The organism is Streptomyces sp. NPDC094032 (assembly GCF_040303965.1).
GTDB lineage: Bacteria > Actinomycetota > Actinomycetes > Streptomycetales > Streptomycetaceae > Streptomyces.
Map to the genome: position 1 here is coordinate 306,651 of NZ_JBEOUE010000003.1, position 12,869 is coordinate 319,519.

10 protein-coding genes are annotated in these 12,869 nt (G+C 71.0%); 7 read left to right on the forward strand and 3 right to left on the reverse strand.

Annotated elements, in window-relative coordinates:
* Nucleotides 1-135 precede the first annotated feature (135 nt).
* The 7 genes from ABTZ54_RS07765 to trxA all read left to right on the forward strand — a co-directional run bounded on the left by ABTZ54_RS07765 (nt 136) and on the right by trxA (nt 9,718).
* Nucleotides 136-2,520: a DUF6049 family protein gene (locus ABTZ54_RS07765; protein WP_351658397.1), complete on the forward strand. Its 2,385-nt coding sequence runs from the start codon at nt 136-138 to the stop codon at nt 2,518-2,520.
* A 45-nt stretch (nt 2,521-2,565) separates the two neighbouring features.
* Nucleotides 2,566-4,779 (forward strand): murein biosynthesis integral membrane protein MurJ, encoded by a 2,214-nt coding sequence (gene murJ, locus ABTZ54_RS07770; protein ID WP_351658400.1) that lies wholly within the window; start codon nt 2,566-2,568, stop codon nt 4,777-4,779.
* 116 nt (nt 4,780-4,895) lie between these two features.
* Nucleotides 4,896-6,602 carry a protein kinase family protein gene (locus tag ABTZ54_RS07775; RefSeq protein ID WP_351658403.1) on the forward strand — a complete coding sequence of 569 codons (1,707 nt, stop codon included), beginning with the start codon at nt 4,896-4,898 and terminating at the stop codon, nt 6,600-6,602.
* 26 nt (nt 6,603-6,628) lie between these two features.
* A complete protein-coding gene (gene sigM, locus ABTZ54_RS07780) occupies nt 6,629-7,333 on the forward strand; it encodes an RNA polymerase sigma factor SigM (protein WP_351658405.1) in 705 nt (234 codons plus the stop codon).
* Nucleotides 7,330-8,241 carry an RsmA family anti-sigma factor gene (locus ABTZ54_RS07785; RefSeq protein WP_351658408.1) on the forward strand — a complete coding sequence of 304 codons (912 nt, stop codon included), beginning with the start codon at nt 7,330-7,332 and terminating at the stop codon, nt 8,239-8,241. Before sigM ends, ABTZ54_RS07785 begins: the two co-directional genes overlap by 4 nt.
* Nucleotides 8,242-8,370: 129 nt before the next feature.
* Nucleotides 8,371-9,336, forward strand: coding sequence for a thioredoxin-disulfide reductase (gene trxB, locus ABTZ54_RS07790; protein ID WP_351658411.1), 966 nt, complete (start codon nt 8,371-8,373; stop codon nt 9,334-9,336).
* Between the two features lie 46 nt (nt 9,337-9,382).
* A complete protein-coding gene (gene trxA, locus ABTZ54_RS07795; protein WP_351658414.1) occupies nt 9,383-9,718 on the forward strand; it encodes a thioredoxin in 336 nt (111 codons plus the stop codon).
* Between the two features lie 80 nt (nt 9,719-9,798).
* Here the strand turns inward: trxA and ABTZ54_RS07800 are convergent, their stop codons facing one another.
* The 3 genes from ABTZ54_RS07800 to ABTZ54_RS07810 all read right to left on the reverse strand — a co-directional run bounded on the left by ABTZ54_RS07800 (nt 9,799) and on the right by ABTZ54_RS07810 (nt 12,767).
* Complete coding sequence (locus ABTZ54_RS07800) at nt 9,799-10,416, reverse strand: GNAT family N-acetyltransferase (protein ID WP_351658417.1); 618 nt, start codon at nt 10,414-10,416, stop codon at nt 9,799-9,801.
* Between the two features lie 153 nt (nt 10,417-10,569).
* Nucleotides 10,570-11,682 (reverse strand): ParB/RepB/Spo0J family partition protein, encoded by a 1,113-nt coding sequence (locus ABTZ54_RS07805; RefSeq protein WP_351658419.1) that lies wholly within the window; start codon nt 11,680-11,682, stop codon nt 10,570-10,572.
* A complete protein-coding gene (locus ABTZ54_RS07810; RefSeq protein WP_351658421.1) occupies nt 11,679-12,767 on the reverse strand; it encodes a ParA family protein in 1,089 nt (362 codons plus the stop codon). Before ABTZ54_RS07810 ends, ABTZ54_RS07805 begins: the two co-directional genes overlap by 4 nt.
* Nucleotides 12,768-12,869 lie beyond the last annotated feature (102 nt).

The following is a 12,869-nucleotide window of genomic DNA, read 5'->3' on the forward strand; positions in this document are numbered from 1 at the left end:
CGGAGCCCTTCGCCCGATCGGCTGGAGCAGTCCCCGGCACTTGGCCGCCGCGTGCCTCGTTACCATGCCTGGACACAGCAACCGGGAACCACCGACACCACAGGCACCACAGACAACGACGAGGACGGGCGACGCGTGGCCGAGGCGGCAGCTATCCAGGGGATCGGTCCCTCACCTGCCCGCCGCCGCTTGCGGCGCCTGATCACCCTCGCCTTCGCGGCTCCGTTGCTGGCGGGCTTCCTCCCGGGCCTCACCGCGCCCGAGGCGCAGGCCGCCGAGAGCGCGAGCAGCACCGGAAGCGTCGATGTGTCGGTCGACACGCTGACGCCGAGCGCCCCGGTGGAGGGCGACACGCTCACCCTCACCGGCTCGGTCACCAACAAGGGCAAGCAGGCCGTGACCGACGCCACCGTGGATCTGCGCGTGGGCCCCCGGATGACCAGCCGCAGCGAGATCGAGGACGTCTCCGGGCGCCGTGGCTACCGGGACGGCAGCGATCCGTATCCACTCGGCGGTGCCTACCGGGTCAAGATCCCGAAGCTGGGAGCCGGGCTCAGTCAGGACTTCACGCTCTCCGTCCCCGTCTCCAAGCTGGGCGTCGACGATCCCGGCGTCTACCAGCTCGGGGTCTCCCTCACCGGGCAGACCGCAGGCCAGCCCTACAGCCGGGTCCTGGGCATCGAGCGCACCTTCCTCCCGTACCAGCCGGAGGAGACCGAGAAGAAGACCCAGCTCACCTATCTGTGGCCGCTGATCTCCACCACCCATGTCTCCGCCGAGACGGGCCCGGACCTCCAGCAGACCCCGGTCTTCGAGAACGACGACCTCGCGGCCGAGATCGCCCCCGGCGGCCGGCTCCACGAGATGGTGAGCCTGGGCACGAACCTCCCGGTCACCTGGGTGATCGACCCCGACCTGCTCGCCAGCGTCGACGCCATGGCCAAGCCGTACCGGGTCAAGAGCGGCACGACCGAGGTCCCGGGCAAGAACCAGAACGTCGCCGAGGAGTGGCTGGACTCCCTGGAGCGGGCGGTCCAGGGCAAGAAGGTCGTCGCGCTGCCCTTCGCCGACCCCGACCTCGCCTCCCTGGCCCACCGGGGCAAGGACGTCCCCGGCTCGCTGAGTCACCTCCAGCAGGCGACGGCCCTCGCGACGACCACGGTCGAGACCATCCTCCATGTGAAGCCGTCCACCGACTTCTCCTGGCCCGTCGACGGCGCGGTCGACCCCTCGATCATGTCCGTCGCCACCTCGGCGGGCGCGCACAACGTGATCGCCCGCAGCGACAGCTTCCGCGACGACCTCCCGTACACGCCGACCGCGGCGCGTCCGGTCGGCGGCGGCACGACCGCCATCGTCAGCGACGCCACCCTCTCGACGGCCTTCGACGGCGATCTGATCAGGACCGAGAACTCCACCCTCGCCGTCCAGTCCTTCCTCGCCCAGTCGCTCGCGGTCACCCTTGAGCGGCCCGAGGACCAGCGCAGTGTCGTGGTCGCCCCGCAGCGCATGCCGACCGCCGCACAGGCGCAGACCATGGCCACGGCGCTCCAGGGCCTGGCCCCCGGGCGCTGGACCACGCCGCTGGACCTGATGGGCGCCGCCGTGGCCCCGCCGGACACGGACGCCTCCCAGCAGGTGCCGCGCGGCAGCGCCTACCCGAAGAAGCTGCGCGCCCAGGAGCTCGACGCCGACGCGTTCAAGCAGATGAAGCGCACCCGCGAGGAGCTGGACGACTTCCAGGTCATCCTGACCGCCCCCGACCGGGTGGTGCCGCCCTTCACCAACGCGATCAGCCGCGAGATGTCGACCTCGTGGCGCGGTCAGGCGGCCTCGGCCTCGCTCTACCGCCAGGACGTGCACCAGTACCTGCTGAGCCTGACTCGCGAAGTGCAGCTGATCGAGAAGTCGGACCTCACGCTCTCCGGCCGGAGCGCCACCATCCCCGTGACGGTGCAGAACAGGCTGCTCCAGGACGTGGACGACCTGAAGCTGCGGCTGACCTCCAGCAACAAGACCCGTCTGCAGGTGGACGGCGAGGCGTGGGCCGAGCGCCCGGTGAAGATCGAGGGCGGGCACAGCCAGTCGGTGAAGTTCCCCGCCTCGGCCAACGCCAACGGCCCGGTCACGATGACGGCCCAGCTCTACACCGCGGACAACACGCCTTACGGCCCGCCGATGCAGTTCACCGTGAAGGTCTCCGAGATCACCCCCACGGTGATGCTGGTCATCGCCGGCGGTGTGCTCCTGCTGGTCCTCGCCGGTGTGCGGATGTACTCCCAGCGCAAGCGGGCCGCCGCCCGCAACGCCGAAGCGGAAGCCGAAGCCGACGCCGACGCCGAAGAAGCGGAGGCGGGCACGGACGCCGAGGGCGAGGCCGAAGCCGACGCGGACCCGGACCCGGAGGCATCTGCCGAGGCCTCCGAGGACGCCGATCCCGGGCAGCCGAGTGACCCGACACCGGACACCGGTCCCGAAAGCGGCGACCCGTCGGGCCCGGGTGAGAAAGTGGACCGTTGAGCGATGTCGTGGCCGGTCGGCCGGGGACGATGAGGTGGGGTAACCATGAACGCGCCGTACGACGGTGACCGCGGTCAGGCCGCGGGCGGCACCGCGCCCGCCGGTGGGACGCCCGCGGCACCGGCACCCGGTCCCATGCCGGTGCCGCCGCCGCAGCAGCCCGCGCCTGACCCGTACGCACCGATCCAGCAGAACCCGTACGCCCAGGATCCGTACGTCCAGGACGCCTACGCCCAGGACCCGTACCAGGGCCGGGACCTCTCCGCGCAGGACCCGGTGACCGAGGCGCTCTACGACCGCGCCGCGCACCCGCCGCCCCCGCCGGGCACCTATGCGGAACCGCAGCCGCTCTACCAGCAGCCGGCCGCGCCCCCGCACGCCCCGGACCCCCGGGTGTGGGCGCAGACCCCGGCGCCCGAGCCCGACGGGCCGTCGCGGCACCTGCCGTACGGCGACGACGCCCGCACCGTCCAGTTCACCGGCGTCGACGACCTGGTGACCCGGGCGGGGGAGGACCAGCCGGAGCCCGACGCCTTCGCCCACCTCTACCGGGACCAGCAGACGCCGGGCCAGGTGCCTCCGCCCTCCACGGAGCCGAACCCCCTGCCCGCGCCCGCCCCGAAGAAGTCCGGGCGCGCCTCCGGCCTGCTCAAGTCGAGCGCCGTGATGGCCGCGGGCACCCTCGTCTCCCGCCTCACCGGCTTCGTCCGCAGCCTCGTGATCACCGGCGCCCTGGGCGCCGCCCTGCTCGGTGACACCTTCACCATCGCCTACACCCTGCCCACGATGATCTACATCCTCACCGTGGGCGGCGGTCTCAACTCGGTCTTCGTGCCGCAGCTGGTCCGCTCGATGAAGAACGACGAGGACGGCGGCGAGGCCTACGCCAACCGCCTGCTGACCCTCGTGATGGTCGCGCTCGGCGCGATCGTCGCCCTCGCCGTCTTCGCGGCACCGCTGCTGATCCGGCTGATGTCGAACACCATCGCCGACGACGCGGCGGCCAACAGCGTCGCCGTCACGTTCGCCCGCTACTGCCTGCCCACGATCTTCTTCATGGGTGTGCACGTGGTGATGGGTCAGATCCTCAACGCCCGCGGCAAGTTCGGCGCGATGATGTGGACCCCGGTCCTCAACAACATCGTCATGATCGCCACCTTCGGCCTCTTCATCTGGGTCTACGGCACCTCCGCCGAGTCCCACATGGGCGTGTCGACCATCCCCGACGAGGGCATCCGACTGCTCGGCATCGGCACCCTGCTCGGCCTGGCCGTCCAGGCGCTTGCGATGATCCCGTACCTGCGCGAGACCGGCTTCCGCTTCCGTCCCCGCTTCGACTGGAAGGGCCACGGCCTCGGCAAGACGGTCAAGCTGGCCAAGTGGACCGTGCTCTTCGTGCTCGCCAACCAGGCCGGTGTCCTGGTCGTCACCCAGCTCGCCACCGCCGCCGGTGAGGAGTCCGGCAAGAACGGCGCCGGCTTCCTGGCCTACTCCAACGCTCAGCTCATCTGGGGCATGCCGCAGGCCATCATCACCGTCTCCGTCATGGCCGCGCTGCTGCCCCGCATCTCCCGCGCCGCCTCCGACGACGACCCGGGCGCCGTCCGCGACGACATCTCGCAGGGCCTGCGGAACTCGGCCGTGGCGATCGTCCCGGTCTCCTTCGCCTTCTTGGCGCTCGGCGTCCCGATGTGCACCTTGCTCTACGCCTCCAGCGGCGTGCAGGCCGCCCAGGGCATGGGCTTCATCCTGATGGCCTTCGGCCTCGGCCTGATCCCCTACTCCGTCCAGTACGTCGTGCTCCGCGGCTTCTACGCCTACGAGGACACCCGGACGCCCTTCTACAACACCGTCATCGTCGCCGCGGTCAACGCGGCCGCCTCCGCCGTCTGTTACGTCGTGCTCCCGGCCCAGTGGGCCGTGGTCGGCATGGCGGCCTCCTACGGCCTGGCCTACGCGGTCGGCGTCGGCGTCGCCTGGCGCCGCCTGCGCAACCGCCTGGGCGGCGACCTCGACGGCGCCCATGTGCTGCGTACCTACGCCCGCCTGTGCCTCGCGTCGTTGCCCGCCGCGATCGTCGCCGGAGGCGTCGGCTTCGCCCTTCTGAAGGTGCTGGGCGAGGGGGCCCTCGGCTCGCTGGTGGCCCTGCTCGTGGGCGGAGCGGTCCTCCTCGGCGTCTTCTTCGTCGCCGCCAAGCGCATGCGGATCGCGGAGCTCAACTCCATGGTCGGCATGGTCCGCGGGCGTCTGGGACGCTGACGGACGGGTTCGCACAACCATCGCCTGCCGACGCGTGTCGTGCATAGCGTCGGACTGTGGGCACAATTGGCATGGCTGTTGGATATGGCGCAACGGATGGGGAGGCAGGAACGACGGTGGCGGAACGTAGCACGGCCGCCGTCGACGTGGCCGACAACAGCGGTGACGACCCGCTGACCGCCAAGGCGGACAAGGCCGCGACCGACGGGGTGGCGGAAACGCAGAAGAAGGTGGTCACGACCGCCGAGGCCACGGAGAACAAGGCGGGCGAACCACAGAGCGGCGAACAGCCCACCATCACGGCACCGGAGCTGCACAGCGGCCACAAGTTGGCGCGACGCTACCGGTTGGAGGAGTGCGTCACCCGACTGGACGGCTTCAGCAGTTGGCGTGCCGTGGACGAGAAGCTGCGCCGTGCCGTCGGCGTGCACATCCTGCCCGCCGACCACCCGAGAGCACGCTCGGTGCTGGCCGCGGCCCGTTCCTCCGCGCTGCTCGGCGACCCCCGGTTCGTCCAGGTCCTCGACGCCGTCGAGGAGAACGACCTCGTGTACGTCGTGCACGAGTGGCTGCCCGACTCCACCGAGCTGACGGCGCTCCTCGCCGCCGGGCCGATGGAGCCGCACGACGCCTACCAGCTGGTCAGCCAGGTCTCCCAGGCCATGGCCGCGGCGCACCGCGAGGGCCTCTCGCACCTCCGGCTGACGCCGAGCGCCGTCCTGCGCAGCTCCACCGGCCAGTACCGCATCCGCGGCCTCGCCGTGAACGCCGCCCTGCGCGGAATCAGCGCCGACCGCCCGCAGCGCACCGACACCGAGGCGATCGGCGCCCTGCTCTACGCGGCGCTCACCCAGCGCTGGCCGTACGACAACGACGCCTACGGCCTCTCCGGGCTCCCCAAGGGCGTCGGGCTGCTCCCGCCCGACCAGGTCCGCGCGGGCGTCCACCGCGGGCTCTCCGAGATCGCCATGCGCGCCCTGGCCAACGACGGGGCCACCGCCTCGCGTCAGGAGCCGCCCTGCACCACCCCGGACGAGCTCGCCAAGGCCGTGGCGGCGATGCCGCGCATCCGCCCGCCGGAGCCAGCGTTCCCGCTCCCGGCGCCGCCCGAGTACCAGCGCACCACGTACCAGCAGGGCACGTACGGGCGCCCTCAGCCGCGCCCGCAGGTCCCCCAGCCGGTCGTGGTTCCGCCGCCCCCGCTGCAGAGCCGTGCGGGCAAGGCGCTGAAGTGGGCCGTCTCCGCCCTGCTGATCGCCGCCCTGGGTCTGGGCAGCTGGCAGATCGCGGACCGGCTGCTGAACCAGACGAAGGGCAGCGACACCCCGCCGGTCACCCAGCCGCAGACGGGTGAGGACGAGAAGGACAAGCCGAACGGCAAGCCCGTCGCGATCGTCGAAGCGCACGACTTCGACCCGGAGGGCGACGGCGCGGAGAACTCGGACCAGATAAAGAACGCGTACGACGGCGACCCGAAGACGTCGTGGCCGACCATGCGCTACGACGGGTATTCGAAGTTCGGCAACCTGAAGAGCGGTGTGGGCATCGTCCTAGACCTGGGCAAGGTCCAGCAGGTCGCCAAGGTCGACGTGACCTTCGAAGGCAGCACCTCGGTCGAACTGCGGACCGCGCCGGAGAACGCCGCGTCCCAGCCCGACAGGGCCGGAGGCTTCACCACGCAGGCCTCGGGGCACGGTTCCCAGGTGTCGCTCTCCGCGGCCAAGCCGGTCATGACGCGCTATGTGCTCGTCTGGCTCACCGACCTGCCGGCCGGTGGAGGCGGCTACAAGGGCCAGATCTCGGAGATCAAGATCACCAGTTGACCCGCGCCGGGGGGAGGGGCTCACCGTTGGACGACGCCATACGCGACGAGCGCAGCGACCAGGAACTCCTGGCCTGCCATGTGGCCGGCGATCCGGATGCCTTCGGTGAGCTCGTGCGCCGTCATCGGGACCGGCTGTGGGCGGTCGCCCTGCGGACGCTCGGCGACCGCGAGGAGGCCGCTGACGCCGTCCAGGACGCCCTCGTGTCGGCGTTCCGGGCGGCCCACACCTTCCGGGGCCAGTCGGCCGTCACGACCTGGCTCCACCGCATCACCGTGAACGCCTGCCTCGACCGGGTACGGAAGGCGGCCTCCCGCCGGACCTCCCCCGTCGACGACAACGAACGGTTCGAGCAGCTCCTCGAACCGCACGAGTCCGCCGAGGCCCCCGCCGAGCGCCAGGATCTGCACCGGCAGCTCCTGGCCGCGCTGGCCACACTTCCGGCGGAGCAGCGTGCCGCCCTCGTCCTGGTCGACATGCAGGGATACCCCGTGGCCGAGGCCGCCCGTATCCTCGACGTCCCCACCGGCACCGTGAAGAGCCGCTGTGCGCGCGGCCGGGCCAGACTCCTGCCGATGCTCACTCATCTGCGCGGCGACACGGTGGGTAACGAGAGCCCCGACAGGGGAAGGAACCGGACGCCGGGGACATCCGTCCCACCGGTGCCGGGACCGACGGACACCGGACCGAGCAATCCAGCTGCCGTGAAGGGCGGAGGTGGGCGCGCGTGACTTCCACGGCCGACACGACCCAGCACCCCGACGTCTCGGAGATCTCCGACCTCACCGAAGGCCTTCTCCCGCCTTCCCGTAGCGCGGTCGTACGCCTCCACCTCGACGCGTGTTCCCTCTGCGCCGACGTACGGACCTCCCTGGAGGAGATCCGGGGCCTCCTTGGCACCCTTCCCGGGCCGCCCCGGATGCCGGCCGAGATCTCCGGACGGATCGACGCCGCCCTGGCCGCCGAAGCCCTTCTGAACGCCACAGCGCCGGACACCGGCGCGCATGTTTCACGTGAAACATCGCGCAGCCGTCCCACCGAGGCCCCGGCCGCCGCCCGGCCCGCCGACCGGCCCGCCGGGCGCCCCTCCGCCGCCACCGGACCCGGGCGGCCCCACGGGCGCCGTCGTCGCCGGGTCGCTGCTCTGAGTGCGGCCTTCGGCGCCGCGGCCCTGGGGCTGGGGCTCTTCTTCCTCCAGTCCGGTGCTCTGAACGTCAACGGTGAGGCCGGCACCAAGTCCGCGTCCGACGCCGCTGTCAGTGCTGCCAGTGCCGCCCGTTTCGACGGTCAGCCCGTCGAGGCCGCCGCCCAAGGTCTCCTCCAGCAGGACGGCACCACCTTCAAGGCCCCCCAGAACAGCACCCCGGAGTCGCTCTCCGCCCAGAGCGGCGGCGACGGACAGAAGCGGTCCCTGGCCGCTCCCCTGCCCGCGTGCGTCCAGGCCGGCACCCACCGCTCGGACGCCGTCCTCGCCTTCCGGAAGGGCGACTACGAGGGAAGGACCGCCTACCTCCTCGTCCTCCCCGACACCGCCGACAAGACCCGGGTGGAGCTCTACGTGCTCGACGCCTCATGCGCTACGGGGAACGGGAATGCCCCGGCCGATGTACTGCTGAAGGAATCCGTGCCGCGCTCGTGAGCTCTGCGCCGTGCCACGCGGCGGTCTCGGGAATGCTTGCCCCGTAGGATCGGTTGGGTGGGGTGAGAGTGACCGATCCGATCGCCCCCCGTAGGCAGTAGGCAGTCTGCAGAGACGAGGAAGAAACCCGTGAGCGACGTCCGTAACGTGATCATCATCGGCTCCGGGCCCGCGGGTTACACCGCGGCGCTCTACACCGCCCGCGCGTCGCTGAACCCGCTCGTCTTCGAAGGTGCCGTCACCGCCGGTGGCGCCCTGATGAACACGACCGACGTGGAGAACTTCCCGGGCTTCCGTGACGGCATCATGGGCCCCGACCTGATGGACAACATGCGGGCCCAGGCGGAGCGCTTCGGCGCCGAGCTCGTTCCGGACGACATCGTCGCCGTGGACCTCACCGGTGACATCAAGACCGTCACCGACACTGCCGGCACCGTGCACCGCGCCAAGGCCGTCATCGTCACCACCGGCTCCCAGCACCGCAAGCTGGGCCTGCCGAACGAGGACGCGCTCTCCGGGCGCGGTGTCTCCTGGTGCGCCACCTGCGACGGCTTCTTCTTCAAGGACCAGGACATCGCCGTCGTCGGCGGTGGCGACACCGCGATCGAGGAGGCCACCTTCCTCTCGCGCTTCGCCAAGTCGGTCACCATCGTCCACCGCCGTGACACCCTGCGCGCCTCCAAGGCGATGCAGGAGCGCGCCTTCGCCGACCCGAAGATCAAGTTCGCCTGGGACAGCGAGGTCGCCGAGATCCACGGCGAGCAGAAGCTCAGCGGCCTGACCCTGCGCAGCACCAAGACCGGCGAGACCAGCGAGCTCCCGGTGACGGGCCTCTTCATCGCCGTGGGCCACGACCCGCGCACCGAGCTCTTCAAGGGCCAGCTGGAGCTGGACGGCGAGGGCTACCTGAAGGTCGAGGCCCCGTCCACCCGCACCAACGTGACGGGTGTCTTCGGTGCGGGCGACGTCGTCGACCACACCTACCGCCAGGCGATCACCGCCGCCGGCACCGGCTGCTCGGCCGCGCTCGACGCCGAGCGCTTCCTGGCCGCCCTCGCCGACAGCGAGAAGCTGGCCGAGACCCCCGCGGTCTGACCCCTACGCCACCTCACCCCACACCCCGCGAATAAAGGAGGTCGCCGTGGCCGGCGCCCTGAAGAACGTGACCGACGCTGACTTCGACGAGGTCGTCCTCAACAGCGACAAGCCCGTCCTGGTGGACTTCTGGGCCGCGTGGTGCGGGCCGTGCCGCCAGATCGCCCCGTCGCTGGAGGCCATCGCCGCCGAGCACGGCGAGATCGAGGTCGTGAAGCTCAACATCGACGAGAACCCGGCCACGGCCGCCAAGTACGGCGTCATGTCCATCCCGACCCTGAACGTGTACCAGGGCGGCGAGGTCGTGAAGACGATCGTCGGTGCCAAGCCGAAGGCCGCGATCCTGCGTGACCTCGACGGCTTCGTCGAGGCCAAGGCCTGACGCTCTCGCTGTTTCACGTGAAACAGCGGCGGCCCGCCCCCTTCCGAGGGGGCGGGCCGCCGTCGTTTCCGCCGGGAGCGTCACAGAGGCCGCAGCGCGGGCTCCTTCTGTACGGCCCCCAGCAGCCGGTCGAGAGCCAGCTCGACGTCCTCCTTCCAGGAGAGCGTCGTCCTCAGCTCCAGCCGCAGCCGGGGGAAGGCGTGATGCGGCCGCACGGTCTTGAAGCCCACGGCCAGCAGGTGGTCGGCCGGGAGCACACAGGCCGGCTCCTTCCAGCGGGCGTCTCCGAACGCCTCGATCGCCTTGAAGCCCCGCCGCAGCAGATCCTTCGCCACGGTCTGCACCATCGCCCGGCCGAGCCCCTGCCCCTGGTACCCCGGCATGATCCAGGCCGTCATCAGCTGGGCGGCGTCCGCCGCAACCGGACTCGTGGGGAAGGCCGTGGAGCGGGGCACATACGCCGGAGGCGCGTACAGCACGAAGCCGACCGGCACCTCGTCGACATAGACCACCCGGCCGCAGGAACCCCATTCGAGGAGCACGGCGGAGATCCATGCCTCCTTCTCCAGCTCCGGGCGGCCGGCCTTCACGGCGGCCTCTCCGCTCACCGGATCGAGCTCCCAGAAGACGCAGGAGCGGCACCGCTTGGGAAGGTCCGGAAGGTTGTCCAGGGTGAGCGGTACGAGCCGACGCCCCACGGCTGCTCCTCGTTTCCCTCGGCCCTCGCCGTACGGATAGGCCTCTCCGCATCGTAACGAGGGGGCGCTGGAGGCGATACCGCGCACAGGCAAAGGGCGGGGCGCGTTCCGGTGAATCCCGGCACGCGCCCCGCCCTTCGAGGAGGAGAGAGGTCAGTCCTCGGAGCCCTGACCGTCCTGCTCGTCCTCGGCGTTGCCCTGGTCCATGACGCGCCCCTCGCCCGGGGCGAGCGTCGACAGGATCCGGTCCAGATCCTCCATCGAGGCGAACTCGACGACGATCTTGCCCTTCTTCTGGCCCAGGTCGACCTTCACCCGGGTCTCGAAGCGGTCCGAAAGGCGGGTCGCCAGCTGGTTCAGCGCCGGGGAGACCCGACCGCCCGCCCGCGGGCCCTTGGGCTTGACCGGCGAGGAGGGCTCCGAGCCCATCAGCGTGACGATCTCCTCGACCGCCCGCACCGACAGCCCCTCGGCCACGATCCGGTACGCCAGCTTGTCCTGCGTCTCGGGGTCGTCCACGGAGAGCAGAGCACGGGCGTGGCCCGCGGAGAGCACACCCGCGGCGACGCGGCGCTGCACCGGCGGGGAGAGGCGCAGCAGACGCAGCGTGTTGGAGACCTGGGGACGCGAGCGCCCGATCCGGTCGGCCAGCTGGTCGTGGGTGCAGTGGAAGTCCTTGAGGAGCTGGTCGTAGGCCGCGGCCTCTTCCAGCGGGTTCAGCTGCGCCCGGTGCAGGTTCTCCAGGAGGGCGTCGAGCAGCAGCTTCTCGTCCTCGGTGGCCCGCACGATCGCCGGGATGCGCTCCAGGCCGGCCTCACGGCAGGCACGCCAGCGGCGCTCACCCATGATGAGCTCGTAGCGCTCGACACCCACCTGGCGCACGACGACGGGCTGGAGCAGACCCACCTCCTTGATGGAGGTGACCAGCTCGGCCAGGGCGTCCTCGTCGAACACCTCACGCGGCTGGCGCGGGTTGGGGGTGATGAAGTCCAACGGCAGCTCCGCGAAGTGCGCCCCGGCGGGGGACTCCGGCAGGGCCTCCGGCTCGGGCACGGGCACCACGGAGTCGGGCGACTGCGGGCTCGCCGGCAGGGTCGCCAGCTTCGCCGCGGCCACCCCCCGCTCCGAGCCGAGCGCCGGAACGGCACCGGGAGACGTCGCCCCCTGGCCTCCGGCCACGGCCACGACTGGCACCTGTCGCTCCTGGGGAGCAGCGGGGATCAGCGCACCGAGCCCGCGCCCCAGCCCCCTACGTCGCTCGCTCACTGGATCCCCTCCGACATTCGCTGACTGTTCTGGTGGCCCATGACCGGCTGGCCGGCAGGGGCGTGCGTGGCGTCGTAGTGGACCTCGACACCGCGCAGGGCGATCTCACGGGCCGCCTCAAGGTACGACAGGGCACCGCTGGAGCCCGGGTCGTAGGTGAGCACGGTCTGCCCGTAGCTCGGCGCCTCCGAGATACGCACGGATCTCGGGATGCTGGTCCGCAGCACCTCCTTGCCGAAGTGGGTGCGCACCTCGTCGGCCACCTGCGAGGCGAGCCTCGTCCGGCCGTCGTACATGGTGAGCAGGATCGTCGAGACATGCAGCGCGGGGTTGAGGTGCCCGCGCACCAGCTCGACGTTCCGCAGGAGCTGGCCCAGGCCCTCCAGCGCGTAGTACTCGCACTGGATGGGGATCAGCACCTCGGCCCCGGCCACCATGGCGTTGACCGTGAGCAGGCCCAGCGACGGCGGGCAGTCGATCAGGATGTAGTCGAGCGGCTGCTCGTACGCCTGGATCGCCCGCTGCAGTCGGCTCTCTCGCGCGACCAGCGACACCAGCTCGATCTCGGCACCGGCGAGATCGATGGTGGCGGGGGCGCAGAAGAGCCCCTCGACGTCCTGGACCGGCTGGACGACCTCGGAGAGCGGCCTGCTCTCCACGAGGACGTCGTAGATCGAGGGGACCTCGGCGTGATGGTCGATGCCGAGCGCCGTGGAGGCGTTGCCCTGCGGGTCGAGGTCGATGACCAGGACACGGGCACCGTGCAGGGCGAGAGAGGCGGCAAGGTTGACCGTCGTGGTCGTCTTGCCCACTCCGCCCTTCTGGTTGGCGACCACCATCACACGGGTCTGGGCAGGCCGGGGAAGCCCCTCACCCGCACGGCCCAAAGCCTCTACGGCCAGCTGGGCTGCACGACCAATGGGGGTGTCGTCCATCGGGGGCGGTGTTTCACGTGAAACATCCTCCCCCGCCGATTCGGTTCGGGGACCGGGGACCGGATCGGTCATCGGTCCCGCGATGTTGGCGTCGGACCGCAAGGATTCACTCTCCTCGGCTTCAGGCTCGCGATGAACAGAGCCTGCCATGCTTTCGGGGTCGTGAACCAGCGAGGCCCGTGGTTCTGTGGAGGAATCCACCTCTGTGGACAACCCCTTGACCCTCACGGGTGGTTTCGCCGGAGGTGTGCG

Bases quoted from the DNA above. Each gene is read 5' to 3' on its own strand.
- ABTZ54_RS07810 (WP_351658421.1), bottom strand. From the start codon at position 12,767: ATGGCAGGCTCTGTTCATCGCGAGCCTGAAGCCGAGGAGAGTGAATCC.
- murJ (WP_351658400.1), top strand. From the start codon at position 2,566: ATGAACGCGCCGTACGACGGTGACCGCGGTCAGGCCGCGGGCGGCACC.